We start from the raw sequence: 25,494 nt of genomic DNA, 5'->3' as shown, positions 1-25,494 counted from the left end.
GGCGGAGCGTGTCCTTCCTGGGGGGATCAGCGGCTGGTGGCCGCGGTGGTGACGACGTCGATCAGCGCGGCCGCGACGGTCTCGACCTGGACGTCGGTGAGGTTGGCGTGCATCGGGATGGCCAGGTGCCGGGCGAACAGGTCCGCCGAGACCGGGCAGGGCGTGGTCTGGCCGTAGAGCGGCTGGACGTGCGAGGCGTACGTGCCGAAGGTGCACTGCACGCCGCGCTGCCGCAGCGCCAGCGCCACCGCGCCCCGGTCGACCGAGGGGGCGAGCGTGACGACGTACGACTGCCAGGGGTGCTCGCGGTCGGGTGCCTCGTACGGGGTGGTGATCAGCTCATGGTCCTTGAGCAGCTCGCCGTAGCGGGCGGCGGTGCGGCGCTTGGCGGCCAGCAGCTCCGGCAGCCGGTCGAGCTGGGCGAGCATGATCGCCGCGGAGATGTCGGAGAGCCGGTAGTTGTAGCCGAGCTCGGTGAAGGTCGGGATCGGCAGGTGCGACAGCTCGGCGCGGGTGAGCGCCCCCTCCACCCCGTACGTGTGCAGCTTGCGGGCGTGCGCGGCGAGGTCCTCGCGGTCGGTGACGTAGGCGCCGCCCTCGCCGGCGGTGATGCCCTTGCGGCCGTGGAAGCTGAAGGTGGCGACGTCGGCGAGGCTGCCGGCGGGCCGGCCCTTGTAGGTGGCGCCGGCGGAGCAGGCGGCGTCCTCGATCAGGAACAGCCCGTGCCGGTCGGCGATGGCACGCAGCTCGTCGTAGTCCGCCGGCTGCCCGAACGCGTCGACGGCGATGATGCCGACGGTGCGCGGGGTGACGGCGGCCTCGACGGCGGCCGGGTCGACCGTCCAGGTGTCCGGCCGCACGTCGGCGAAGACCGGCTTGGCGCCGGTCCACATCACCGAGTGCCCCGTGGCCGGGAAGGTGTAGTCGCCGACGATCACCTCGTCGCCCGGCTTGACACCCAGGGTGAGCAGCGCGAGGTGCAGGGCCGACCCGCAGTTGCTGGTGGCGAGCGCGTGACCGGTGCCGGTGACGGCGGCGAAGCGCTCCTCGAAACGACGACAGGTGGGCCCGGAACCAGCGAGCCAGCCGGAGGCGAAGACCTCGGCGATCGCGGACAGCTCCGCCTCGCCGACCGTGGGCTGACCGAGCGCGATGACCTCAGACATGAGACTCCCAGAGAGATGGACCCGGAGCAGTCTAGGCCAACCGGGCGGGTCTTCCGCGACTCGGGCGCGCCGGGTGGGCTTGGTTACCATCGGTCGCGGCGTCCGGCAGGGGAGATGAGATGACCAGGTTCGTAGTGGTGGGTGGCGGCATCGTCGGGCTCGCGGTGGCACACCGGCTGATCACCGACCGGCCCGGGGACCAGGTGACCGTGTTGGAGAAGGAGGCCGGCTGGGCGGCCCACCAGACGGGCCACAACTCGGGCGTCATCCACGCCGGGGTCTACTACAAGCCCGGCAGCCTGAAGGCGACCATGTGCCGGGCCGGCAGCGCGTCGATGGTCGAGTTCTGCGAGCGGCACGGGCTCACGTACGACATCTGCGGGAAGCTGATCGTGGCGACGGACGCCGCGGAGCTGCCCCGGCTGCACGACCTGCACCAGCGCGCCCTGGCCAACGGCCTGCCGGCGCGGCTGATCGACGCCGCCGAGGCCACCGAACACGAGCCGCACGTGGCCACCGTCGGCGCGCTGCACGTCGCCTCGACCGGCATCGTCGACTTCGGGGCGGTCTGCCGCAGGCTCGCCGAGCTGCTCGCGGCGGGCGGGGCGGAGCTGCGCACGGAGACCGAGGTCACCGGCGTGGCCAACCGGCCGGACGGGGTGGTGGTCCACACCACCCGGGGCGAGGTGGTCGCGGACGTCCTGATCAACTGCGCCGGGCTGCACGCGGACCGGATCTCCCGGCTGGCCGGCGCGCCCACTCCGGTGCGGATCGTGCCGTTCCGGGGCGAGTACTACGAGCTGGTGCCGCAGCGGCAGGGCCTGGTGCGGGGGCTGATCTATCCGGTGCCGGACCCGCAGTTCCCCTTCCTCGGGGTGCACCTGACCAAGATGATCGACGGCACCGTGCACGCCGGCCCGAACGCGGTGCTGGCGACCGCCCGGGAGGGCTACTCCTGGGGCCGGTTCAGCCCGCGCGACGTGTGGGACGAGCTGACCTACCGGGGGCTGTGGGCGCTGGCGCGCCGGCACTACCGGTACGGCCTGACCGAGGTGACCCGGTCGCTGTCGAAGAAGCGGTTCGCGGCGAGCCTGGCCCGGCTGGTGCCCGAGCTCACTGCGGCGGACATCGTCCGGGCGGGCGCGGGCGTGCGCGCGCAGGCGATCCTGCCCGACGGCGGCCTGGTGGACGATTTCCTGATCGTCGAGGCGGAGCGGCAGGTGCACGTGCTCAACGCGCCCTCCCCCGCCGCGACGAGTTCGCTGGAGATCGCCCGGCACATCGTCTCCCGGCTGCCGGTCGACGCCCCGCGCTGACCCGGCCGCGCACGTGGGCGGCGCCCGCTGCCGGACCCGTCCGGGGCGGGCGCCGGAGGGTGACCGGGAGCGGTCAGGCGGGCGCGGCGTCCGCCGCCGCGTCGCGGGGGCGTGGCACGCCGGCGCCCGCGCCCAGCCCGGTGGCCACCGCCTCCACCAGTGTGCCGAGGTAGGCGTCGGTGAGCGGGGTCCGGGAGATCGCCAGCCGCCAGTAGAGCGGGCCGACGATCAGGTCGACGGCCGCCTCGGGGTCGGTGCCGGGCGGCAGCTCGCCGCGCTGCACTGCGCGGCCGATCAGCCGGCCACCGAGCTCCTGCTGCCGGGCGCGCAGCACCTTCTGCAGGGTCTGGTCGATGGTCGGGTTGCGGGCGGCCTCGGCGAGCAGGTCGGGGATGATCTGCGAGGCCAGCGGGTGCCGCAACGCGTGCGCCACCACCTGGAAGAGCAGTTCGAGGTCGCCGCGGAGCGTGCCGGTGTCCAGCGCGGGCAGCTTGCCGGTGGCCGCCGTTGCGACGATCTCCAGCACCAGGTCGAGCTTCGAGTTCCAGCGCCGGTAGATTGCGGTCTTGCTGACCCCGGCCCGCCGGGCCACCGCCTCGATGGAGAGCCGGCCGTAGCCGACCGCGGCGAGCTCCTGCATCAGCGCACGGCGGATGGCCGTGGTGATGTCGTCTCGGAGCACCGCCGCGCCGGCCGGCGCCCGCCTCTTCCCGGTCGTCACCTGGAGCTCGTCTCGGCTGTCACGAGGAACAATGTAGCGCAACGACGGTACGGTTGCGTCCCGACGTGTTTCGGACTACTGTCCACGCAGCGGCGAGGCGGCGCTCCACGCTTGGTTCCATCGTCGCGCCTCACCCGTCGTCACGAAAGATCGGAGCGGCCATCCCATGGCCAACACCGCGCTGGCCGATCCCGACTCCGGCCTCTCCCAGGCGCAGCTGGCCGCCCGGTACGGGCTGCGGTTCGCCGGCGAACGGCCGTCCCTGGGCGAGTACGCCCGGCGGCTCTGGCGCTACCGGCACTTCATCGCCGCGTACGCCAACGCCAAGCTGGTCGCCTCGTTCAGCAACGCCCGGCTCGGGCAGCTGTGGCAGGTGCTCACCCCGCTGACCAACGCGGCGGTCTACTACCTCATCTTCGGCTTGGTGCTGGAGCAGGACCGTGTCCCGAACTTCATCGCCTACCTCTGCACCGGGCTGTTCATCTTCAACTTCACCCAGACCGCCGTGCAGACGGGCACCCAGTCCATCACCAGCAACCTCGGGCTGATCCGGGCGCTGCACTTCCCCCGGGCCTGCCTGCCGCTGGCCGTCACCGTCACCCAGTTCCAGCAGCTGCTCGGCTCGATGGTGGTGCTCGTCGCCATCGTGCTGGTGACCGGCGAGCCGATCACCCTGGCCTGGCTGATGCTGCCGCCGGCGATCCTGCTCCAGACGGTCTTCAACGCCGGGCTCACCATGACGGTGGCCCGGCTGGGCGCGAAGCTGGCGGACCTCAAGCAGGTCATGCCCTTCGTGCTGCGCACCTGGATGTACGGCTCCGGGGTGCTCTACAGCGTCGCGCTCTTCGACGAGCAGCTGCCGGCGTGGGCCGCCCGGCTGGTCGAGTTCAACCCGGCCCTGGTCTACATCGAGCTGGCCCGGGTGGCGCTGCTGGAGCAGGCGCCGCTGCTCAACTCCTCCCTGCTCCAGCTCTGGCTGGCGGCGGTGGGCTGGGCGATCGTGATGGGCGTCGGGGGTTTCATCTACTTCTGGCGGGGCGAACAGGAGTACGGCCGTGGTTGAGCAGTTCGAGTCGTCCAACGACGTCACCGTGACGCTGCCCCGGATCCAGGACCGGATCCCCACCGTGGTGGTCGACGACGCGCACGTGATCTACCGGGTGCACAAGGGCGCGGGCGGGGGCGGCGGCCCGGTCGGCGCGCTCAAGCGGATCGTCAGTCGCAGGTCGGCCCCGAACATCCGCGAGGTGCACGCGGTCAAGGGGGTCAGCTTCACCGCGTACCGGGGCGAGGCGATCGGGCTGATCGGCAGCAACGGCTCCGGCAAGTCGACCATGCTGCGGGCCATCGCCGGGCTGCTGCCGGTCAACCGCGGCGCCGTCTACACCCAGGGGCAACCCTCGCTGCTCGGGGTCAACGCGGCCCTGCTCAACGACCTCTCCGGCGAGCGCAACGTCGTGCTGGGCTGCCTGGCCATGGGCATGCCGCCGGCGGAGGTGCAGCGGCAGACCCCGGAGATCATCGAGTTCTCCGGCATCAACCAGCGGGGCGACTTCGCCTCGCTACCGATGCGCACCTACTCCTCCGGCATGTCAGCCCGGCTGCGCTTCTCCATCGCGGCGGCCAAGAAGCACGACGTGCTGCTCATCGACGAGGCCCTCGCCACCGGCGACAAGGGCTTCCGCAAGCGCAGCGAGCAGCGGGTCCGGGAGCTTCGGGAGAGCGCCGGCACGGTGTTCCTCGTCAGCCACCAGCTCTCCTCGATCCGGGACACCTGCGAGCGGACGATCTGGCTGGAATCGGGCGTCCTGCGCATGGACGGCCCGACCGACGAGGTGCTGCGGGCGTACGAGGCGTTCGCCAACGGCAAGTAGGGTCCCGCGCACGTACGGCATCGACCCCGGCACCGGACGGCCGCGTCGTCCCGTTGGGGCGACGCGGCCCGCGCGTTAAGGTTCATCCCGCCGCCGCGCGGGCGGAACCTCTGTTCACCATCCCCGAGAGTGAGGATTCGGCAATGACGCAGGACCACACCACTGGCCCGGACGCCGCACCGGACACCCCGGCGCCGTGGCGGCCCTCGCGGACGGTGGCGGTGGTGCTGGCCGGCGGTACCGGGACCCGGCTGGGCCTCGGCATCCCGAAGCAGCTACTGAAGATCGCCGGTAAGCCGATCATCGAGCACACCCTGGCGGTGTTCGAGGCGGCGCCCGAGATCGACGAGATCGTCGTGCTGATGGCCACGGGCCACGTCGCCGACGCCCAGCAGATCGTCGACAAGGCCGGCTTCCGCAAGGTCTCCAAGGTGATCGAGGGCGGCGACACCCGCAACGCCACCACCCGGATCGCGCTCGACGCCGTCGGCGAGGGCGACTGCAACATCCTCTTCCACGACGCGGTGCGGCCCCTGGTCAGCGGCCGGATCGTGCGGGAGTGCGTGAACGCGCTCTGGACGTACTCGGCGGTCGACGTGGCCATCCCGTCGGCCGACACGATCGTCCAGGTCGACGAGAACGACTGCATCACCGACATCCCCGTGCGCTCCTCGCTGCGCCGGGGCCAGACCCCGCAGGCGTTCCGCTCGGGCACCATCCGCAAGGCCTACCGGCTCGCCGAGGACGACCCGCACTTCGCCGCCACCGACGACTGCGGGGTGGTGCTGCGCTACCTGCCCGGCACCCCGATCAAGGTCATCGACGGCTCCGACGAGAACATCAAGGTCACCCACCCGGTCGACGTGCACCTGGCGGACAAGCTGTTCCAGCTCGCCGCCGCGCAGGCGCCCCGGGTGACCGACGAGCGCAGCTACACCGAGGAGCTGACCGGCCGGACCATCGTGATCTTCGGCGGCAGCTACGGCATCGGCCACGACCTCGCCGAGCTGGCCCGCCGCTACGGTGCGCAGGTCTTCCCGTTCAGCCGCTCCAGCACCGGCACCCACGTCGAGCGCGCCGAGGACGTCGAGGCGGCGCTGAAGACCGCCTTCGAGGCCACCGGCCGGATCGACCACGTGGTGGTCACCGCCGGCATCCTGGAGAAGGGTCCCCTGTCCGAGATGGACCAGGAGACCATGGACCGGGTGCTCCAGGTCAACTTCGTGGGGCCCGTCATCGTCGCCCGCCAGTCGCTGCCCTACCTCCAGCAGACCAAGGGCCAGCTGCTGCTCTACACCTCCAGCTCGTACACCCGGGGCCGCGCCGACTACGCGCTCTACTCCTCCACCAAGGCGGCCCTGGTCAACCTCACCCAGGCGCTCTCCGACGAGTGGGCGGAGTTCGGCGTACGGGTCAACTGCGTCAACCCGGAGCGGACCGCGACGCCGATGCGCACCAAGGCGTTCGGCGAGGAGCCGGAGCACACCCTGCTCGCCGCCGAGACCGTGGCGCAGGCGTCGCTGGACGTGCTGATCTCGGACCTGACCGGCCAGGTCATCGACGTGCGTCGTGCGCCCGGCGAGGTGCCGGCCCAGCCGGGGTCGACGCGGGTGGAGCGGGACGCCAGCCCGGCCGACGCCGGCTGACGCGGATTTCGGGCCACGGCGGGAATCGGAGCCGACATGCGTGGTGACCTGGTTCGGAAGCTGCTCGCCCGCGCGCTGGCCACCGGCCTGGCGGTGCTGGCGTTCCTCGTCGTCGCCCTGACCGGGGCGACCGGCTGGGGGCTGGGGCTCGCCGTGGCCGCCCTCGCGGCGGCCACCTGGGAACGGCGGGTGCGCCCGGGCGCCGACAACTCCGCCGAGACCGCGCTGGTTGCGGCGGCGATCCTGGTCGGCTACGCCCGCCGCCTCGACGCCGGGTTCGATCCCGCCCTGGCCGTGACCGCACTGGCCCTGCTGGGGCTGGTGCTGCTGGTCAACCCGCTCCGCGACGCCGGCGGTCTGGAGGTGCGCGCCGCGAACCTGCCGGTGCGCTCGTGGACGCCCCTGGTCGCCGCCCGCCTCGGCGACGCGCTGGCGGGGCTGCTCGCCCTGCTGGCGCTGGCGGCCGTCGTGGGCCTGCCGGCCGGTGTCGCGTTGGCGGCCGTCGCCCTGGTCGCCGCCGGTGCCGCGGCGGTCGGGCTGGACCTCGCCCGGCGCAAGTTCCGGCCGGGGGCCGGCGGTTCGGCGGTGTCCCGCGCGCTGCGCCGGCACCAGCCCGAGTTCCTGCTCCACTTCTCCGCGCCGCCCGGCTCGGAGTACCAGGTCACCATGTGGCTGCCGTACCTGGAGCGGATCGGCCGGCCGTTCCTGGTGATGGTGCGCGAGCCGGAGTCGCTGCCCCTGGTCGCCGCGGCCACCAGCGCACCCGTCGTCTACTGCCCCACCACCAAGGCGATGGACGAGGCGCTGGTGCCGAGCCTGCGGGTGGCGTTCTACGTCAACCATGGCGCGAAGAACAGCCACTGCATCCGCTTCACCCAGCTGACCCACGTCCAGTTGCACCATGGCGACAGCGACAAGGCCCCCAGCGCCAACCCGGTCTCGGCGATCTTCGACCGGATCTTCGTCGCCGGCCAGGCCGCCATCGACCGGTACGCCCGCGCCGGGGTGGACATCCCGGCGGAGAAGTTCGTCGTCGTCGGCCGCCCGCAGGTCGAGTCGATCGAGGTGCGCCCGGAGCCGGCGCGCGGGCGGGCCAACCCGACCGTGCTCTACACACCGACCTGGACCGGGCACAACGCGGACGCGAACTACTGCTCCCTGCCGGTGGCCGAGACGCTGCTGCGCCGGCTGCTCGACCGGGGCGCGACGGTGATCCTGCGGGCCCACCCGTACACCTCGCAGAACCCGGCCTCCGCCCGGCAGCTGGGCCGGCTCACCGAACTGCTGGCCGCCGACCGGGCCCGCAGCGGCCGGCAGCACGTGTTCGGGGCCGCCGCCAGCCGGGAGCTGACCCTGACCGAGTGCGTGAACCGCTCGGACGCGCTGGTCTCGGACGTGTCCGGAGTGATCTCCGACTACCTCTACTCCGGCAAGCCGTACGCGGTGACCGACATGGTGGACTCCGGTGACCGGTTCCCCGAGCAGTTCCCGCTCGCCGGGTCGGGCTACGTGCTGCGGCGCGACATGGCGAACGTGGACGAGGTGCTGACCGCGCTGCTGGACACCGATCCGCTGGCCTCGGCGCGGTGGGCCACCCGGAGCCGCTACCTGGGCGACTTCCCCGCCGAGTCGTACGCCGAGGCGTTCCTGGAGGCCGCACGGCGCCAGCTCGACGAGCGCGGGAAGACGCCCGCCCCGCGCACGGGCGGCGCGACCGGCCTGCCGCTCGACCCGGACGAGGCGACCCTCTCCCCCGCCACCTGACGCCCCGGCAGCCAGGCACAGCGGTCGCGACGGCGGACCTCCGGGCCGGCCGGCGCGCCGTCAGCGGTACGGCTCGACGAGGTCCAGGACCGCCTCGGGGGCCTCGACGTGGGCGTTGTGCCCGAGGCCGGGCAGGACCGCCACCGGCACCCCCAGCTCCGTGAGCTGGGCGTCGGTGACCATGGGGTCGTGCTCGCCGCGGGCCAGCAGCACGGGCACGTCGGTCGCCGCCAGCAGGGCGGGCAGGTCCGGCGCGCCCACGCCGAACGCGGCCGCGTCCATCGCCAGCCGCCAGCGGCCGTCGACCTGCCGCAGCCCCGCCTGCACGACGGGGTGGTCCGGGGCGAAGAGCCCGGTCAGGCCGGCCACCCGCAGGTAGCGGCGGGCCGCCTCGTCCCGGCTGGCGAACCAGGTCACCGGCCGGGCCGCCAACTCACCCGCCTTGGCCAGCTCCGCCGGCGACCAGACGGCCTTGATGCCGAGCCCGACGACGGCGTCGACGGGCAGCCCGGCACCCCGGGCGGCCAGCGCCAGCCCGACCACCCCGCCGAGGGAGTGCCCCAGCACGACGAGCCGGTCCCCCGCCGCGAGCCCCGCGGCGATCCGCGCGGCCAGCCCCGGGAAGGAGTACTCCGGCAGCGGCGGCGACCAGCCGTGGCCGGCGAGGTCCGGCGCCAGCCACCGCCCCGCCCACCGGCGCTCCAGCAGCGGCGCCCAGGGCAGCCACACGTCGCCGGTCGCGCCCATGCCGTGCAGGAGCAGGAGCACCCGCCGGCCGTCCCGGTCACCCGACTCATCGACCATGGGCGCAGTGTGCCACCCGTCGGACGCCGCGGGCGAGGGCCGTGACCCGGACACGACATCGGGCGCCGACCCCCCGGGTGGGGAGCCGACGCCCGAGGACGTCGCTCAGGCGGAGTAGCCGCGGGTGGCGGCCCAGTTCGCCAGGGCGATGGTGCTGATCCAGTACGACGCGGTCGCCGGGTTCGCCGAGTCGGCGATCTTCACCAGCCGCCCCTCGTCCTGGTAGCCGACCACCGCGACGTAGTGGCCGCCGGGGAAGGAGTGCCAGCCGCCGTCGGTGTCCGTGGCGCTGCCGGCGACGTTGACCACGACGCCCCGCCCGTCGGCGATGGCCGCGACGACATCGGCCTGGAGCCGGTCCATCTGGGCCGGGGTGGCGGCGCCACCGGGGATCATCCGGGTCCGGTACGGGTCACCCTTCACCGTCGCGTTCAGCACGCGGGTGGTGTCCTGGGCCGAGTCGGTGCCCATCTGGTCGGTGCCCAGCTGGGCGCCGAGGGCGTCCTGGCTGCGCGCGATGCCGGCGGCGCTGAGGGCGTGCCGGACGGCCGCCGGACCACAGTTGTAGAAGGTGGTCTGGGCCTGGTAGTCGTAGTCCAGGCTCTTGGCGGCCGGAGGCTTCGGCGGCGCCGGCTTGCGGGTCAGATCCGGGTCCGGGGCGGCGCTGGACGCGCTGGCCGACGGGGCGGCGCTGGACGCGGCCGGGGCGGCGCTGGACGGGGCGGGCGCGACCCGGGCCTGGCTGCGCGAGGCCGCGGCGTCGTCCCGCAGTTCGGTGGCGGCCACCGGGGCCTGCGCGGCGGCGGGGGCCTCGTCGGCTCCGGCCAGCAGCGCGCCTGTGCCCGACGCCAGCACGAGCGCCGCGGCGGACGCGGCGGCCAGCTGGTACGGACGCTCGGACGTGAGGCGACGCAGCTGTCGCTTGAGGTGGTGCTTCACGGTTTCCTCCACGGGCTCAGGGGTGAGCGGCCGTCGGTCCGCGCCGAGGGCAGGGCGGACCGACCGCGCGGACGGGCGTCCGGGCGGGTGGTGGACCACTCAGGGGATGCGCCCGGGACGCCGGGCGACGGACGGTGACCGGTGGGTCAGCTCATGACCTGCGGGCGGACGAGCGCGGTCACCGTGGCGCCGTGGAGACGGCGGCACAACCGAGGGGTGTACGGGTGTGGCATGAAGATGGAACTCCTTCCGACACCGCCGACCGGGTTAGCTGACGGATTCGGGCGGGAAGAACGCCCTACCACGGGCCCACGGCCCACGGATTCACCCCAACGAGCACTGGGTCCCCGGTTCGTCGTTCACGATTAGGCGGGTCGGCGCGGCGTCGCCTCTGGCGATCGGGTACCGCACCGGACGCGCCGACATTACTGGCCGGCCCGCGCCCTGCCAACCCCGTCCCACCTGCCTAAACCTTGATCCGGAAACAATTTTTGCGGGCACTTCGCCACTGACGCGACTCAATGGGACGACCGCTTCTGCGCGCACCTTGAGGCGACAACGGGACAAGTGGCCGACATCGGCGCCGAAACCCCGGCAGGAATCGACCGGGCCGCGCCCGATGACCGGTTCGCCGACGTGGTGACCGGCGTCACCGAAACGGTCGGGATTTTCGTCGCCCGGGCTCTCCGGCCGCCGGGGCGCTCAGTGCGAGTCGGCGTACGTCGGTCGGTGGCCGTCCTGCGGGTCGGCGGCCCGGGGGCGCGGCACGGCGCTGCCCCCGTCCGCCGGCGCCGCCCCGGGGCCGCCGGGGCCCTTCCCGGCGCCGTCCCCGTCCCGCGGCGTCCGGGCCGGCCTGCGCGGGGTGAGCAGCCGCATCATCGGCGTCTCGACGAGACGGTGCAACAGCCCGGCCAGGGCCAGGTTGACCAGCAGGAAGCCGAGCACCACCGCCAACCCCCACCAGCCGGTGAAGCCGACGCCCCAGTCGCCGGTGAGCCGCAGGACGGTGATCATCACGAGGACGTGCACCAGATAGAAGGCGAAGGAGACCTCGCCCAGCCAGACCATCGGCCGGGACCGCCACGGTGAGCGCCGCCCGCGCACGTCCGCGTCCGCCGCCGCGGCGATGACCAGGATGTACGCCACCGAGAGCAGCGCCGCCCACAGTTCGGCGCGGACCCACTGCGCGGCGACCACCCAGGTCGCCACGAAGACCAGGCTGGCCAGCGGCAGGCCCGGCCCGCGCCATCGGCCACGCCGCATCAGCTCGGCGGCGGCCACGCCCATCCAGAACTCCAGCGACCGCACCGGCGGGAAGACCTGGGTGAACCACCAGCGGCTCTCCTCGGGCACCAGCGCCTGGGCCGGCCAGAGCGCCAGGATGAGCAGCGGCACCGCGACCACGACCGCCCACAGGGCCCACGGCCGGGCCCGGCGGATCAGCGGCAGCGCCAACGGCAGGCAGAGGTAGAAGAAGAACTCGCAGGACAGCGACCAGCTGACCGTGTTGATGCTGTAGAAGTGGCCCGGCCGCGGGTCCCACGCCTGGAGGAGGAACAGGTTCTCCACCGCGACGAACCGGTCCACGGGGTCGGCGAACCAGGCCGCGACCGCCAGGGCCGCCACCCACAGCACCACGTGGCTCGGCCAGATCTTGGCCACCCGGCGCCGCCAGAACGCCCGACGGGTGTCGGTGGGTCGGGCCGACCAGACCAGCACGAAGCCGCTGAGGATGAAGAAGAACTGCACGCCCGACAGCCCGAGCGCGAAGGCCCAGTCCACGACGGCCTTCTGGCCGGGCTCGGCGATGATGCCCATCGTCGCGACGTGGAACCCGAAGACGAGCAGGGCGGCGACCCAGCGCAGCCCGGTCAGCGACGGCAGGCGGCTGGCCGGGGACGCGGGCCGGGCGGCCGGCGCGACGGTCGCGGCGGCGTTCATGCCGGCATCCCGACGATCGGCAGGGTCACCAGCACGTACGTCTCCTCCTCGACCCCGTCGCCGGGCGTCCCGGGAGGACGCCCCGTGGCGGCTCCGGTCGGCACCGCCCGCCGGGCACCATACCCGCCGCTCCTGCTGATCTTTCCGTCCCGTCCGGAAGCGACTGTTCCGCCCTATTCAGGGCGATCGTTGCGTCCCGTCCCCGTGACGGGGGTGACGGCCGGCTAAGCCCTCGTCGGCCGGTGGCCTAATATTCCGTGACCCAGAGGCGACGAGAGGCGGGGCACATGCATCGGCGGATCCTGATGCGGGCCAAGAAGGGCCCGTTTGACGTCTACTCGCCGGAGGAGAGCTACGAGCACAACTGGATCGGGGAGAACAACGGCAACCTCGTCTTCAGCCACGCCGCACACAAGCTGCTGCGCACCGCCACCGCCGAGATCGCCTCGACCGAGTTCAAGGTCAACCCGCGCGACGCCGACATGATCAACGAGCGGTACGACGTCTACGTGGTGCCGCTGGCCAACGCCTTCCGGCGCAGCTACGCCCACCGCGTCGAGGCCATGACCAAGCTCATCGAGCGGCTGAAGATCCCGGTAGTGGTGCTCGGGGTCGGCGTACAGACCGACGTCCACGGCGACCGGGAGTACCTGCGCCCGATCGACGACGTGGTGACCCGGTTCGTCCGGGCGGTGCTGGACCGCTCGCCCAGCATCGGCGTCCGAGGCGAGATCACCGAGGGCTACCTGCGCACCCTGGGCTTCTCCGCCGTCGACGTGATCGGCTGCCCGTCGATGTTCCTGCACGCCGACAACCTCCGGGTGGAGAAGCGGAAGGCGGCGCTGGCGCCGGACGACCGGCTCGCGCTCACCGTCTCGCCGTACGTCAAGTCGATGGCGAAGATCATCACTCGGCACCACGAGCGGTATCCGAACCTGCGCTACCTGCCACAGGACCTCAAGACGCTCGGCACCCTGCTCTACGGCGACGCCCCCGAGGACCGGGGCAAGTCCAGCGCGATCCCGATCCACACCTCGCACCCGCTGTTCACCGAGGACAAGGTGCGGATGTTCGTGGACCCGTGGACCTGGATGGACTACCTCTCCGGGTTCGACTTCGCGTTCGGCACCCGGATCCACGGCACCATCACCGCGCTGGTCGCCGGTACGCCCGGCTACCTCTTCGCGCACGACTCGCGCACCCTGGAACTCGCCCGCTACTTCGACATCCCGCACCGGGTGATGAAGGACGTGCCGGCGGACGTGGACGCCGCCCAGCTCTACGACGAGGCGGACTACACGGCGCTCAACGACGGCCACAAGGCACGCTACGAGACCATGCTGGCCTTCCTCGCCAAGCACGACCTGGGCAACGCCTTCGCCGACGGCGACAGCGCGGCCCGGTTCGACGCGCAGGTGCGGGCCACCACCTTCCCGCCCGCCGTGCGTCCGGCCGCCGCGACCGCACCGCCCGCGCTGCTGGAGCGCATCCGGTGGCTGCACGACCGCAACACCGAGTTGCAGGCGGAGGCGGAGACCCTGCGCGAGCAGCGCCTGCGGAGCCGGGTGAAGCGGGCCGTCGGCGGCCCGGTGCGCCGGATCCTGAACCGTTGACCCGACGTCGGGCAACGCCGACGTGTGCGCCAGGTGACCGACGGGCGACGAGCCGCCCCCATCGTCGTACACCTGTGCCAACGGGCGGTACGCTGGGCCGATGACCGGGGCCGCCTACCAGCCGTCGATGCTCGACCTCACCGCCGCGCAGCCGTCGCTGGGTCCGTTGGCCGGCCGGCTGCGCCGGCACCCGCTCACCTCCGGCGCGTGGGTCGACCACCTCCCCGGCTGGATCGCCAGCTCCGACCAGGTCTTCGACACCCTGCTGCGGGACGTGCCCTGGCGGGCCGAACGCCGCACCATGTACGACGCCGAGGTCGACGTGCCCCGGCTGCTCTGCTGGTACGCCGGGCACCGCCCGCTGCCGCATCCGCTGCTCACCGAGGCGCGCGCCGCCCTCACCCGGCACTACGCCCCCGAGCTCGGCGAGCCCTTCGTCACCGCCGGCATGTGCCTCTACCGCGGCGGCCGGGACAGCGTCGCCTGGCACGGCGACACCCAGGGCCGCTCCGCGCACACCGACACCATGGTCGCCATCGTCTCGTTCGGCTCGCCCCGCGCGCTGCTGCTGCGGCCCCGGGGCGGCGGCACCAGCCTGCGCTTCCCGCTCGGGCACGGCGACCTCGTCGTGATGGGCGGCTCCTGCCAGCGCACCTGGGAGCACGCCGTACCCAAGACCACCCGGCCCGTCGGCCCCCGGGTCAGCGTCCAGTTCCGCCCCGCCGGCGTCGCCTGAGCCCCCCTACCCACCGGAGCGGCGGCGGCCGAGCGGATGGCCGGACCGTCCGGTCGGCGCCCGCGGTGCGGCCGTTCGTACGAGTATCCGCAGGGTCAGCGCCGGATCGACCGTTTCGGGCGCGTGAACGGCAGAGGGCGGGTCGCGGACGTCGGATGCCGTGCCCGGTCAGTACACCCACCGTCACCGTCCATCGTGCTAGCTTGACCGCGCCAATCACTCTCCGCTGTCCTTGGGAGCCTTCCTTGCCCGTTGGACGCCCGACCGCGCGGTGGGCCGGTCCGCGTTCCCTCCCCGCCCTGCTGCGCCGCCACGTCGGCCTCGTCGCCGTGCTCGCCGCCGGTGTCGCGCTGCGGATCACCACAATGGCCGCGTACCCGCCCGCGCTGTGGTTCCAGGGCGACTCCGGGTCGTACCTCAGACGGGCCGCCGAATGGCCGGCCATGCCGGCCCGGTGGACGTACCCGTGGCTGCTCAAGGGCTTCGAATGGACGGGCACCGTCGCCTCGGTGGTGGCCCTGCAACACCTGGCCGGGCTCGCCCTGGGCGTCGCGGCCTACCTGCTGCTGCGCCGCCTGGGCGGCGGCCCCTGGCTGGCCACCCTCGCCGCCACGCCGGTCCTGCTCGACGCCACCCAGCTCACGCTGGAGCAGTACCTGCTCACCGAGACGCTCTTCACCACCGCGCTGGCCGTGGCGGCGCTGCTGCTGGTGTGGCGGGAGCGGCCCGGGACGATCGCCGGCCTGGGCGCGGGCGTCGCCGTCGCGCTGGGCATGGCGACCCGGCCCACCGGCGTCGTCGCTCTCGGCGCCCTGCTGCTGTTCCTGCTCGTACCGTGGCGCGGCTGGCGGGCCCCGGCGGCGTACCTGCTCGGCATCATCGTCCTCTTCGGCGTCGCCTTCGCCGGCATCGGTACCGTCACGGGCGCGCTCGGCCTGGAGGGCGGGAAGTTCCTCTACGGCCGGACGGCCCAGATCGCCGACTGCGACCGGCTCGAACTGCGGCCCGGACTGCGCAAGCTGTGCCCGACGCAGCCGCTGGGCCAGCGTGCCCCCAGGCCCGACTGGTACATCTGGAACCGGGACAGCCCCATCCACGCCGCCGAACGGCCCGAGGACCTCGACGAGTTCGCCCGGGAGGTGCTCCGGCAGCAGCCCGGCGACTATCTGGCCGCCGTGGCGTCGGACACCGCCCGCTACTTCTGGTCGGCCCCGCTCGCGCCGACCGAGGCGTGCCTGGCCAACTGGTGGCGACCGCAACCCGCGCCGACCGACTGGGCGGCGGACCACGACTGCGTGCCGCGCACCGCCAGCCCCGACTACCAGTGGCAACCGGCGCCGTCGCGGGACGTCGAGCCGAACGCGGCCAGCCGGTTCCTGCACGGCTACGGACGGTACGCGGTCACCCCGCCGCCGGCCCTGGCGGCCATGGTGCTGATCGCACTGGTCGGAGCGGTGTGGCCACGCCGGGGCCGGCGGCGGCTGAGCATGATCGGCCTGCTGTACGCCGGTGTCGGCCTCGGAATCATGGTCTTCTCCGTGGCCACCTCGATGTTCGACCACCGCTACGGCCTGCCGGCGCTGGCGTTCCTCCCGATCGCCGCCGCGGTCGGCTGGCAGCGCCTGCGGTCGGCACCCCAACCGACGGACCGGCCCGCGCCGGCCGACGGCGAGCCGGACCGGCTCGCGCCCACCACGGCAGAAAGCAACGGGAAGCATGACGAACGAACCGGAGATCGAAGTCACGGTGCTGCTGCCGTGCCTCAACGAGGCTGAGACCCTGGAGGTCTGCGTACGCAAGGCCCTGCGCTCGCTCGCGGAGTGCGGGGTGGTCGGGGAGGTGCTGGTCTCCGACAACGGGTCCACCGACGGCTCGCAGGAGATCGCCGAGCGGGCCGGCGCCCGGGTGGTGCACGCGCCCATCCGCGGCTACGGCGGTGCCCTGCTCAACGGCATCGACGAGGCACGCGGCCGGTACATCATCATGGCCGACGCCGACGACTCCTACGCGCTTGCGGACCTCGGCCCGTTCGTCGAGGCGCTGCGCGCCGGGCACGACGTGGTGATGGGCAACCGGTTCCGGGGCGGCATCGCCGCGGGCGCCATGCCACCCCTGCACCGCTACCTTGGCAACCCGGTCCTGAGCTGGCTCGGCCGGCGGCTGTTCGGGCTGCGCGAGGTCCGCGACTTCCACTGCGGCATGCGCGGGTTCCACGCCGAGCGGATCCGCGCCCTCGGGCTCTGCATGCCGGGCATGGAGTTCGCCTCCGAGCTGGTGGTGCGGGCCGCGCTGGCCGGCTACGACATCGCCGAGGTGCCGACCACCCTGTCGCCCGACGGCCGGTCCCGCCCGCCGCACCTGCGCACCTGGCGCGACGGCTGGCGGCACCTGCGGTTCCTGCTGGTGTTCGCCCCGCGCAAGACCCTGGTCTGGCCGGGCGGTGCGCTCGCCGGGCTCGGGCTGGCCGGCGTGGCGGCGCTCACCCCGGGCCCGTTCGCCCTCGGTCCGGTCCGGCTCGACGTCGCCACGCTGGTGTACGCGTGCCTGATGGTGCTGGTCGGGGTACAGCTCGTGCTCTTCGGTGGCCTGGCCGAGATCTACGGCCGGCAGGAGGGGTTGGCCCGGCAACGCACGTCGGACCGTTGGGTCCGCTTCCTGCGGCTGGAGACCAGCGTCACCATCGGCCTGCTGCTGCTCGTCGTCGGCGTCGCGGGCACCGGCGGGGCGGTCGCCCACTGGGGGCTGGACGGGTTCGGCGACCTCGACCCGCGCGAGACGCTGCGGGTGGTGCTCCCGGCGGCCACCGCGATCGCGCTCGGCGTGGTCGTGCTCTTCTCCGGCCTGGTGGGCAGCCTGCTCACCCTGCGACCGACGCATCGGGCGCCGGCGCTCATCCGCCAGCCCGGGCCGGGGCGCGAGCAGGTCCTCAACACCAGGTGACGGCAGGGGCGACGGTGGCGCGCTCAGGTCCCGGGCGCGGTGACGTGGGGACCGCGGGAGGGTGACGGACGAGGTGGGGTGGGGTTCTGCTAGAAACGACTCCCGGGTTCCACCTGCGCCCCCGTCACCTCTCCACGACGCGAAGGGCGTTCCATGACCCAGTCCTCCACCGAGCCGCGCTCCCGTTGGTCCGCGTGGGCGGTCCACGGCGACGGCCGGTCCATCCGCCCCGGCGACGTGGTCCACCCCGACGAACGCCTCTCCTGGCCAAGGACCCTCGGCGTCGGCGTGCAGCACGTCGTCGCGATGTTCGGCGCCACCTTCACGGTGCCGCTCATCACCGGCTTCCCGCCCGCCACCACGCTCTTCTTCTCCGGGCTCGGCACGCTGCTGTTCCTGCTGATCACCGGCAACCGGCTGCCCTCGTACCTCGGCTCGTCCTTCGCCTTCATCGCGCCGGTGCTGGCGGCCAAGGCCGGCGGCGACATCGGCCCGGCGCTCGGCGGCATCGTCGTCGCTGGCGCGGCGCTGGCCGCCGTCGGGCTGGTCGTCCAGCTCGCCGGGTCACGCTGGATCGACGCGCTGATGCCGCCCGTGGTCACCGGGGCGATCGTCGCGCTGATCGGCCTGAACCTCGCCCCGGTCGCCTGGGACGGCGACGGGAGCGGCACCGGCGTGAAGGCGCAGCCGCTGATCGCGGTGGTGACGCTGGCCGCCATCCTGCTCGCCACGGTGGCCTTCCGGGGCTTCCTGGCCCGACTCTCCATCCTGCTGGGGGTGGGGGTCGGCTGGGCCCTCGCCGCCGCGCTCGGCGACCTGGATCCGAAGGCGGTCGACGGCCTGCGCGACGCCGCCTGGGTCGGCCTGCCCGAGTTCCACGCGCCGAGCTTCAGCCTGCGGGCGGTCGTGCTGGTGATCCCGGTGATCCTGGTCCTGATCGCCGAGAACGCCGGGCACGTCAAGGCGGTCGCCGCGATGACCGGCCGGAACCTGGACCGGGACATGGGCCGGGCGTTCATGGGCGACGGGTTGGCCACGATGCTCGCCGGTTCCGGTGGCGGCTCCGGCACCACCACCTACGCGGAGAACATCGGCGTGATGGCGGCGACCCGGGTCTACTCCACCGCCGCGTACTGGGTGGCCGGACTGACGGCGGTGCTGCTCGGGCTCAGCCCGAAGTTCGGCGCGCTGATCCTCACCGTGCCGGCCGGCGTGCTCGGCGGCGCCACCACCGCCCTGTACGGCCTGATCGCCATCCTCGGCGCGCGGATCTGGATCGAGAGCCGGGTGGACTTCCACGACCCGGTCAACCTGATGACCGCCGCGGTCGCGGTGATCGTCGGTGCGGCCAACTACACCCTCACCGCCGGCGACCTCTCGTTCAACGGCATCGCCCTGGGCACCGCCGCCGCCCTGACCGTCTACCACGGCATGCGCCTGGTGGCCCACCTCCGCGGCACCTCCACCCCCACCACCCCACCCACCAAAACCCCACCCACCAAAACCCACTGACCCACCCCGCCCCACCCCAGGTCCCTGGCCAAGGTCCCCGGCCCCGCAAGGTTGATCATGAGGTTAGCGGTGCGATATGTCCGGTCCCGGCCAGCCAACGTCATGATCGACGCAGCAGTGCGCCGGCGGGACGGCCGGAGCCAGGTCGGACAGGTCGCGGGGCAGGCCGGACGGGCAGGGCCAGGACGGCAGGGCCAGGACGGCAGGGCCAGGCCAGGCGGGGCACTGAGACGGGAAGGGCACTGAGACGGGAAACGGGAAGGGCCGGCTGCGTGTGCAGCCGGCCCTTCCCGTGACGGGTCAGTCGCGTTCGATCTGGTGGCCGACGACGGTGGGGCCCAGCATCACGGCGAAGCCGGAGCCGTCGCGGCGCGGGTCCGCCGCCGGCAGCTCCACCGGCTCGCCGGTGGCCGTGGCGGCCACCGGACGCGACCCGACCCAGGCGACGGCCACGTCGGTCTCACCCTTGAGGAAGCGGTGGGCGCGTACGCCGCCGGTCGCCCGCCCCTTCGCCGGGTACGCCTGGAACGGCGTCACCTTCACCGTGGCGCCCGTGGAGGTGACCACCATCGGCTCGCCGTGGCCCGGGTCGTCGGTGCGGACCGCCCCGAAGAACACCACCCGGGCACCGGCGGGCAGGTTGATGCCCGACATTCCCCCGCCCTTGGTCCCCTGCGGCCGGACCAGCCCGGCGGCGAACCGCAGCAGCGACGCCTCCGAGGTTACGAAGGTGAGCGTCTCCGCGCCGTCGGTGAGCCAGGTCGCCCCGACCACCTCGTCGCCCTCCCGCAGGCCGATCACCTCGAACTCGTCCGAGCGGACGGGCCACTCCGGTGCGCAGACCTTGACCACGCCCTGCCGGGTGCCCAGGGCGAGGCCCGGGGAGCCCTCGGCCGTCGGCCCGAGCGGGGCCAGCCCGACCACGGTCTCCCCCGATTCCAGCGGCACCAGCTCGGCGGCGGCCATCCCGCCGCGCAGCGACACCGTCCCCGCCTGCTCGGGCAGGACCGGCAACGGCAGCACGTCGACCTTGAACGCCCGGCCGGCGCTGGTCACCAGCAGCACCTTCCCCCGGGCGGTGGAGTGCACGACGGCGCGTACGGCATCGTGCTTGGTCCGGCCGTGCCGCCGCCGGCCCTCGGACGCCTCCTCCGACTCCGCCGCCGTCCGGGCGACCAGCCCGGTCGCGGAGAGGATCACCTGGCACGGGTCGTCGGCGACCTCCAGCGGGCCGGCCGGCGCGGACGCGGCCAGCACCTCCTTGAGGTCCCCGTCGACGAGCGTGGTGCGACGCGCCGCGCCGAACTGCTTCACCACCGCCGCCAGCTCGTCGGAGACGACCTTCTTCAGCACCTTCGGGTCGTCGAGGATCGTGGAGAGCTCGGCGATCTCCTTGCGGAGCTTCTCCTGCTCGGCCTCCAGCTCGATCCGGTCGTACTTGGTCAGCCGGCGCAGCGGGGTGTCCAGGATGTAGGTGGCCTGGATCTCGGAAAGCCTGAACTTCTGCATCAGGCCGTCCTTGGCGGCCTGGGCGTCCTCGCTGGCCCGGATGAGCTTGACCACCTTGTCGATGTCGAGCAGGGCGATCAGCAGGCCGTCGACCAGGTGCAGCCGCTCCTGGCGCTTGCGCCGGCGGTACGAGCTGCGCCGGGTCACCACCTCGTAGCGGTGGGCCAGGAAGACCTCCAGCAGCGCCTTCAGCCCGAGGGTCTGCGGTTGCCCGTCGACCAGCACCAGGTTGTTGACGCCGAACGACTGCTCCAGCGGGGTGAGCCGGTAGAGGTCGGCGAGCAGCGCCTGCGGGTTGACGCCGACCTTGCACTCGACGACCAGGCGGGTGCCGCTCTCCCGGTCGGTGAGGTCCTTGACGTCGGCGATGCCGGTGAGCCGCTTGGTCTTGTTGACCTCGTTGGTGATGGCCGCGATGACCTTCTCGGCACCGACGCCGTACGGCAACTCCACGACGGTGATCGCCTGCCGGCCCCGGCTGCCCTCCAGCGGGCCGATCTCAACCTTCCCCCGCATCCGCACGACGCCGCGCCCGGTCTCGTAGGCCCGCCGCACCTCGTCGAGCCCGAGCAGCAGGCCGCCGGTGGGCAGGTCAGGACCGGGGACGAACTCCATGAGCTTGTCGAGCGTGGCGTCCGGGTGGTTGATCAGCCAGCGGGCGGCGGAGACCACCTCGCCGAGGTTGTGCGGGATCATGTTGGTCGCCATGCCGACCGCGATCCCCGACGCGCCGTTGACCAGCAGGTTGGGGAACGCGGCGGGCAGCACGGTGGGCTGGGTCAGCGAGCCGTCGTAGTTGGGCTCGACGTCGACCGTATCCTCGCCCAGCTCGCCGACGAGCAGCATCGCCTCCCGCGACATCCGGGCCTCGGTGTATCTCGAGGCCGCCGGCCCGTCGTCCGGACTGCCAAAATTTCCATGCCCGTCGATGAGGGGAACGTTCAACGAGAAGCTCTGCGCCAGCCGCACCATCGCGTCGTAGATCGCGGTGTCGCCGTGCGGGTGGTACTTGCCCATGCAGTTGTGGACCACGTAGCCCTCAGCTACGAAGGCGTGCTCGTCGGAGTCGACCTGGATGTCGTAGGTGGTAGCGGACGCCACGGCTTCGACGGAGACAACCCGCAGGAACGACTGCCCAGCCAACGACTCGAGTCGGCCGGCGAGGGGCGAACCGATGCGCCGGAGTTTGCGAACCCAACCGTCCCGCTCCGCGCGCCAAAGCGGAAACGACCGCTCCGACAAGGGCAGACCGTTGCGGTCCTTGCCGTACCGCACCTTGCTCCCAGGGCCTGACAGGGACGCCCGGAAGGCGTTGCCGTCCTCGTCGCGGAACCATCCACCGCCCTGATGGGCGTTGGTGAACTCCTGCATCACCGGCCGGCACGGCAGGCGGTCGTTGCCCTGTTTGCCCCCGTATCGATAGCCCAGCTCGACCACCCGCCGGAGGCCGTCGCTCTTGTAACCGATGCGTACCCAGGGCAGGAGCAACTCGGCGACCACAGCAGCATCCCGGCCGGTGACGGAGAGGCCGAGAAGCGGGCGGTGTCCGTCGCGTCCGCTGCTCCAGTGGTGACCGTGCACCCCCAGGTCGGCGAGCATGGAGTAGATCTGACGCACCAACACCTCGCTGGTGCTTACGAAGACGAGTTCGCGGTAACGCTTGCGGATGTAGCCGTCACCGTCGAAGAAGCCGGCGAGGAACGGCGACCACGCGGAACGATTTGCGAGCACGTCGTCGGGCACGCGCTTCGCGTGACTGAGTGGCGTGCCGGCCTCGAGCAGCCCCTCGTGCCTGGCGAACGTGAGGATGTGCTGGTCACGATGGCGCGGATCGCTTGCTTCGCGCTTGCCTCGGGAGGCGTTCAATCCGTTCGCGATGGCCCACCCGTGGGCGACGTCGAGCGGTTCTACGTCGCACATGTGCAGCCGTACGCGGCCGTCAGCGTCGCGAGACCGATCGACGGCGAATCCTTCGGCCACCACGAGCCCACGGACGTAGTCGTACGGATCGCCGCCGGATGCGGGTGCCGGTGCCGCCCCGCGGCGCGTCCCGTACGCGACAGTGAGATGCCCAGTCAGGTCTCGGGCTTCCACCCACCGGACAGCCAGGTCCTCATCCACCACACGGAAACGCTGTCCGGGCGTCACGACCATGGTGTGGCCGTTGCTCCACGTGACCCGGACCAGCTCCGAATCCGGATTCCGATAAGCAGCGGCCACCGGGATGGCAGCCCCGTCGCCGTCCAACACGAGGTCACCGACGTCGACATCCTCGATCGGCCGCAGGCCCTCGGGCGTCGAGACCAGGGTCCCGGCGACGAAGCAGTCCCCGACGATGCGGGCGGACTTCACGTGCCCCCGGTCGGGGCGGTGGCCCTGCTCGTACATGGACCAGAGGATGCGCCGGTGCACCGGCTTGAGGCCGTCGCGGGCGTCGGGCAGGGCCCGGGAGTGGATCACCGAGAAGGCGTACTCCAGGTAGGAGTCGGAGACCTCGGTGACCAGCGGGTTGTCGAAGACCCGCGCGCCGGCCTGGTCGAAGGCGGACAGGTCCACCTTGGCGCGGTCGTCCTTACGGCGTGCCATCGTTCAGCTTCCCTCTCGGCGGGCGGTGCTCATGCGTCGATCGCCTCGCGGTCGACCCGGTCGGCGGAGTCGATGAGCCAGTTGCGGCGCGGCTCGACCTTCTCCCCCATCAGCAGTTCGAGGATCCGCTCGGCGGCGTCGACGTCGTCGAGGGTGATCCGGCGCACGGCCCGGGTGGCCGGGTTCATCGTCGTCTCCCACAGCTCGTCGGCGTCCATCTCGCCCAGGCCCTTGAACCGCGGGATCGGGGTGACGATCTGCTTGCCGGCCTTCTCCAGCTTGCGGACCGTCGCCTCCATCTCGGCCTGGGTGTAGGTGTAGATCGTCTGCGGGTTGCGCCCCCTGGTGGTGATCTTGTGCAGGGGCGGCATCGCCGCGTACAGCCGGCCGGCCTCGATCAGCGGTCGCATGTAGCGGGCGAAGAGCGTGATCAGCAGGGTGCGGATGTGCGCGCCGTCCACGTCGGCGTCCGCCATGATCAGCACCCGGCCGTAGCGCATCGCGGACAGGTCGAACGTGCGGCCGGAGCCGGCGCCGAGCACCTGCACGATCGCGGCGCACTCGGCGTTGTCCAGCACCTGCTGGAGGTTGGCCTTCTGCACGTTGAGGATCTTGCCCCGGATCGGAAGAAGCGCCTGATATTCGGCAGATCGGGCAAGTCGCCCTGTCCCGAGTGCGCTGTCCCCCTCCACGATGAACAGCTCACTACGATCGATGCCCGCCGCGCGGCAGTCGACCAACTTCGGCGGCATCGACGCGCCCTCCAGGGCGGTCTTGCGCCGGGCGGCGTCCTTCTGCTGCTTCTGGGTCAACCGCACGCGCGCCGCGTCGACGATCTTCTGGAGGACCGTACGCGCCTCGGCCTTGGTCCTGCGGTCCTCCAGCCACGCCTTCAGGTGCTGCTCGACCAGCCCCTGGATCACCTTCGTGATGCCGGCGGTGGAGAGCTCGTCCTTGGTCTGCGAGGTGAACTGCGGCTCCGGGATCCGGACGTGCACGACCGCGGTCATGCCCTCCAGGACGTCGTCGAGGGTCGGCGGGTCCTCCTTGGCCTTGAGCAGGCCACGGGTGTTGCGGACGGCGTCGGCGAGCGTACGCGCCAGGCCCCGCTCGAAGCCCTTGCGGTGGGTGCCGCCGTGCGCGTTGCGGATGGTGTTGGTGAAGCACTCGACGGTGCGCTCGTAGCCCGTGCCCCAGCGGAAGGCCACCTCGACCTCGGCCCGACGCTGCACGTTGGACTGCATGACGCCGTTGGCGTCGGCGGCGTTCTCCCGGTAGGTGCCCTCGCCGGTGACCATCAGCATGCCGGAGACGGGCCGGTCGCCGGCCGGGGCGAGGAACTCCACCATGTCCGTCAGGCCATCGGGGTAGTGGAAGCTCTCCTCGGTCGGCTCCTCGCCGGTGTGGTCGCGCAGCGTGTAGTTCACGCCCGGCACCAGGAACGCCGTGTTGCGCAGCTTCATCCGCACGGCCTCGGCGTCCAGGCGGGCGCCGGTCTCGAAGTAGCGTGCGTCGTGCCACCAGCGGATCGAGGTGCCGGTGCGCTGGCCGCGCTTCATCGCGCCGACGATCTGGAGGCCGGGGCCCGGGGTGAACGCCGCGTCGGGGCCGTCGCCGTCGAAGATCCCCGGCACCCCGTGCCGGAACGACATCGCGTGGACCTTGCCGCCCCGGCGAACGGTGACGTCGAACCGGCGGGACAGCGCGTTGACCGCCGAGGCGCCCACGCCGTGCAGACCGCCGGAGGTCTTGTAGCCGGAGCCGCCGAACTTGCCGCCCGCGTGCAGCCGGGTGAGCACCAGCTCGACGCCGGAGATGCCGGACTTCGCGTGCACGTCGGTGGGGATGCCCCGACCGTCGTCGTCGACCTGGACCGAGCCGTCGGCGTGCAGCGTCACCTCCACCTTCGTGGCGTGGCCGGCGACGCCCTCGTCCGTCGAGTTGTCGAGGATCTCGTTGACGAGGTGACCCACGCCACGGCTGTCGGTGGAGCCGATGTACATGCCGGGCCGCTTGCGGACGGCGTCCAGCCCCTCGAGGTGCGTGAGGTCGTCGGCCCCGTACAGGGTCTCAGGCTCTGCGGTCAACTGGTCGTACTCCCAGGTCTCGGCGATGTGGTGCCGCGTCCGACGTCGTCGGCCGGCCGGCGCGCCGCAGCGAGCCTAACCGGGAGATGCGACAGGACGACGGCGCCCCGCAGCGAGGCACGCGCCTCGTCGTGGGTCGGGCCCGGGCGGCAGGGTAGCGCGTTCCGTCCGGTTGCGGCGCATCGGAGCCGCCCTGACCGGTTTGCGTGCCGGGCCGGTCGCGGACGGTTCCACCCGGACAACAACGATGCCGTGGCCGGCCTTCCCTTGCGCGGCGGGCGCCCCGGACCGACGCTCCGACCGCCGGCGCCGCCGGGGCCGCGGCCGGGTCGAGTGTGCC

Annotated in this window: 17 protein-coding genes, 2 pseudogenes and 1 riboswitch; of the genes and pseudogenes, 10 read left to right on the top strand and 9 right to left on the bottom strand. The window is 72.6% G+C overall.

The window, feature by feature from the left end; translation table 11 throughout:
* Positions 1-26 precede the first annotated feature (26 nt).
* Positions 27-1,166 (bottom strand): DegT/DnrJ/EryC1/StrS aminotransferase family protein, encoded by a 1,140-nt coding sequence (locus EV374_RS15140; RefSeq protein ID WP_132235768.1) that lies wholly within the window; start codon positions 1,164-1,166, stop codon positions 27-29.
* Positions 1,167-1,285: 119 nt separating this feature from the next.
* On the opposite strand from EV374_RS15140, the gene lhgO reads away from it, so the two are divergent.
* Positions 1,286-2,482, top strand: coding sequence for an L-2-hydroxyglutarate oxidase (lhgO, locus tag EV374_RS15135; RefSeq protein WP_132235766.1), 1,197 nt, complete (start codon positions 1,286-1,288; stop codon positions 2,480-2,482).
* Positions 2,483-2,555: 73 nt separating this feature from the next.
* Here the strand turns inward: lhgO and EV374_RS15130 are convergent, their stop codons facing one another.
* Positions 2,556-3,164 carry a TetR/AcrR family transcriptional regulator gene (locus EV374_RS15130; protein WP_132236034.1) on the bottom strand — a complete coding sequence of 203 codons (609 nt, stop codon included), beginning with the start codon at positions 3,162-3,164 and terminating at the stop codon, positions 2,556-2,558.
* Between the two features lie 205 nt (positions 3,165-3,369).
* Here EV374_RS15130 and EV374_RS15125 point away from each other — a divergent pair, with 205 nt between their 5' ends.
* The 4 genes from EV374_RS15125 to EV374_RS15110 all read left to right on the top strand — a co-directional run bounded on the left by EV374_RS15125 (position 3,370) and on the right by EV374_RS15110 (position 8,487).
* Entirely contained in the window at positions 3,370-4,266 is an 897-nt protein-coding gene (locus EV374_RS15125) for an ABC transporter permease (RefSeq protein WP_132235764.1), read from the top strand.
* Complete coding sequence (locus EV374_RS15120; RefSeq protein ID WP_132235762.1) at positions 4,259-5,077, top strand: ABC transporter ATP-binding protein; 819 nt, start codon at positions 4,259-4,261, stop codon at positions 5,075-5,077. The genes EV374_RS15125 and EV374_RS15120 overlap by 8 nt, the downstream gene beginning before the upstream one ends.
* A 143-nt stretch (positions 5,078-5,220) precedes the next feature.
* Positions 5,221-6,723 carry a bifunctional cytidylyltransferase/SDR family oxidoreductase gene (locus EV374_RS15115; protein WP_132235760.1) on the top strand — a complete coding sequence of 501 codons (1,503 nt, stop codon included), beginning with the start codon at positions 5,221-5,223 and terminating at the stop codon, positions 6,721-6,723.
* Positions 6,724-6,759: 36 nt separating this feature from the next.
* Positions 6,760-8,487, top strand: a complete 1,728-nt coding sequence (locus EV374_RS15110; protein ID WP_132235759.1) for a CDP-glycerol glycerophosphotransferase family protein — start codon at positions 6,760-6,762, stop codon at positions 8,485-8,487.
* A gap of 60 nt (positions 8,488-8,547) precedes the next feature.
* Here the strand turns inward: EV374_RS15110 and EV374_RS15105 are convergent, their stop codons facing one another.
* The 3 genes from EV374_RS15105 to EV374_RS15095 form a co-directional block, all read right to left on the bottom strand.
* Positions 8,548-9,291 (bottom strand): alpha/beta fold hydrolase, encoded by a 744-nt coding sequence (locus EV374_RS15105; protein WP_132235757.1) that lies wholly within the window; start codon positions 9,289-9,291, stop codon positions 8,548-8,550.
* Between the two features lie 105 nt (positions 9,292-9,396).
* Positions 9,397-10,242 (bottom strand): C39 family peptidase, encoded by an 846-nt coding sequence (locus EV374_RS15100; RefSeq protein ID WP_132235755.1) that lies wholly within the window; start codon positions 10,240-10,242, stop codon positions 9,397-9,399.
* 229 nt (positions 10,243-10,471) lie between these two features.
* Positions 10,472-10,612, bottom strand: a riboswitch (cyclic di-AMP (ydaO/yuaA leader).
* Between the two features lie 320 nt (positions 10,613-10,932).
* A complete protein-coding gene (locus EV374_RS15095; protein ID WP_132235753.1) occupies positions 10,933-12,171 on the bottom strand; it encodes an acyltransferase family protein in 1,239 nt (412 codons plus the stop codon).
* A 287-nt stretch (positions 12,172-12,458) separates the two neighbouring features.
* Between EV374_RS15095 and EV374_RS15090 the strand changes: the two genes are divergently transcribed.
* From EV374_RS15090 to EV374_RS15070, 5 genes are all read left to right on the top strand, one after another.
* Positions 12,459-13,784, top strand: a complete 1,326-nt coding sequence (locus tag EV374_RS15090; protein ID WP_132235751.1) for a polysaccharide pyruvyl transferase family protein — start codon at positions 12,459-12,461, stop codon at positions 13,782-13,784.
* Positions 13,785-13,884: 100 nt separating this feature from the next.
* Complete coding sequence (locus tag EV374_RS15085; protein WP_132235749.1) at positions 13,885-14,520, top strand: alpha-ketoglutarate-dependent dioxygenase AlkB; 636 nt, start codon at positions 13,885-13,887, stop codon at positions 14,518-14,520.
* 245 nt (positions 14,521-14,765) lie between these two features.
* Positions 14,766-16,295: a glycosyltransferase family 39 protein gene (locus EV374_RS15080; RefSeq protein WP_165947797.1), complete on the top strand. Its 1,530-nt coding sequence runs from the start codon at positions 14,766-14,768 to the stop codon at positions 16,293-16,295.
* Complete coding sequence (locus tag EV374_RS15075) at positions 16,237-17,460, top strand: glycosyltransferase family 2 protein (RefSeq protein WP_132235745.1); 1,224 nt, start codon at positions 16,237-16,239, stop codon at positions 17,458-17,460. Before EV374_RS15080 ends, EV374_RS15075 begins: the two co-directional genes overlap by 59 nt.
* A gap of 153 nt (positions 17,461-17,613) precedes the next feature.
* On the top strand, positions 17,614-18,972 hold the full coding sequence (locus EV374_RS15070) for a solute carrier family 23 protein (RefSeq protein WP_132235743.1): 1,359 nt from the start codon (positions 17,614-17,616) through the stop codon (positions 18,970-18,972).
* A gap of 300 nt (positions 18,973-19,272) precedes the next feature.
* On the opposite strand, the gene EV374_RS15065 is transcribed toward EV374_RS15070, so the two are convergent.
* The 4 genes and pseudogenes from EV374_RS15065 to EV374_RS15060 form a co-directional block, all read right to left on the bottom strand.
* The gene (locus tag EV374_RS15065) at positions 19,273-21,852 is read right to left on the bottom strand and encodes a DNA topoisomerase (ATP-hydrolyzing) (RefSeq protein ID WP_486485787.1); all 2,580 of its coding nucleotides are present in this window, start codon (positions 21,850-21,852) and stop codon (positions 19,273-19,275) included.
* Positions 21,853-22,002: 150 nt separating this feature from the next.
* A pseudogene (locus EV374_RS33435) lies at positions 22,003-22,833 on the bottom strand (LAGLIDADG family homing endonuclease); the annotation flags it as partial.
* Positions 22,807-23,067 (bottom strand): annotated as a pseudogene (locus tag EV374_RS33430) (DNA gyrase subunit A); the annotation flags it as partial. The pseudogenes EV374_RS33435 and EV374_RS33430, both read right to left, overlap by 27 nt.
* Before the next feature lie 29 nt (positions 23,068-23,096).
* Positions 23,097-25,154, bottom strand: a complete 2,058-nt coding sequence (locus EV374_RS15060; protein WP_132235739.1) for a DNA topoisomerase IV subunit B — start codon at positions 25,152-25,154, stop codon at positions 23,097-23,099.
* Between the last annotated feature and the right edge of the window lie 340 nt (positions 25,155-25,494).

The sequence above is a fragment of the Micromonospora sp. CNZ303 genome (genome assembly GCF_004345505.1).
This window is presented reverse-complemented; position numbering and strand designations above follow the sequence as displayed.

Excerpts from the sequence above, each read along its gene's own strand:
- EV374_RS15140 (WP_132235768.1), bottom strand. The coding sequence starts at position 1,166 with ATGTCTGAGGTCATCGCGCTCGGTCAGCCCACGGTCGGCGAGGCGGAG.
- lhgO (WP_132235766.1), top strand. The coding sequence starts at position 1,286 with ATGACCAGGTTCGTAGTGGTGGGTGGCGGCATCGTCGGGCTCGCGGTG.
- EV374_RS15125 (WP_132235764.1), top strand. The coding sequence starts at position 3,370 with ATGGCCAACACCGCGCTGGCCGATCCCGACTCCGGCCTCTCCCAGGCG.
- EV374_RS15115 (WP_132235760.1), top strand. The coding sequence starts at position 5,221 with ATGACGCAGGACCACACCACTGGCCCGGACGCCGCACCGGACACCCCG.
- EV374_RS15110 (WP_132235759.1), top strand. The coding sequence starts at position 6,760 with ATGCGTGGTGACCTGGTTCGGAAGCTGCTCGCCCGCGCGCTGGCCACC.
- EV374_RS15105 (WP_132235757.1), bottom strand. The coding sequence starts at position 9,291 with ATGGTCGATGAGTCGGGTGACCGGGACGGCCGGCGGGTGCTCCTGCTC.
- EV374_RS15095 (WP_132235753.1), bottom strand. The coding sequence starts at position 12,171 with ATGAACGCCGCCGCGACCGTCGCGCCGGCCGCCCGGCCCGCGTCCCCG.
- EV374_RS15090 (WP_132235751.1), top strand. The coding sequence starts at position 12,459 with ATGCATCGGCGGATCCTGATGCGGGCCAAGAAGGGCCCGTTTGACGTC.
- EV374_RS15085 (WP_132235749.1), top strand. The coding sequence starts at position 13,885 with ATGACCGGGGCCGCCTACCAGCCGTCGATGCTCGACCTCACCGCCGCG.
- EV374_RS15075 (WP_132235745.1), top strand. The coding sequence starts at position 16,237 with ATGACGAACGAACCGGAGATCGAAGTCACGGTGCTGCTGCCGTGCCTC.
- EV374_RS15070 (WP_132235743.1), top strand. The coding sequence starts at position 17,614 with ATGACCCAGTCCTCCACCGAGCCGCGCTCCCGTTGGTCCGCGTGGGCG.
- EV374_RS15065 (WP_486485787.1), bottom strand. The coding sequence starts at position 21,852 with ATGCAGGAGTTCACCAACGCCCATCAGGGCGGTGGATGGTTCCGCGAC.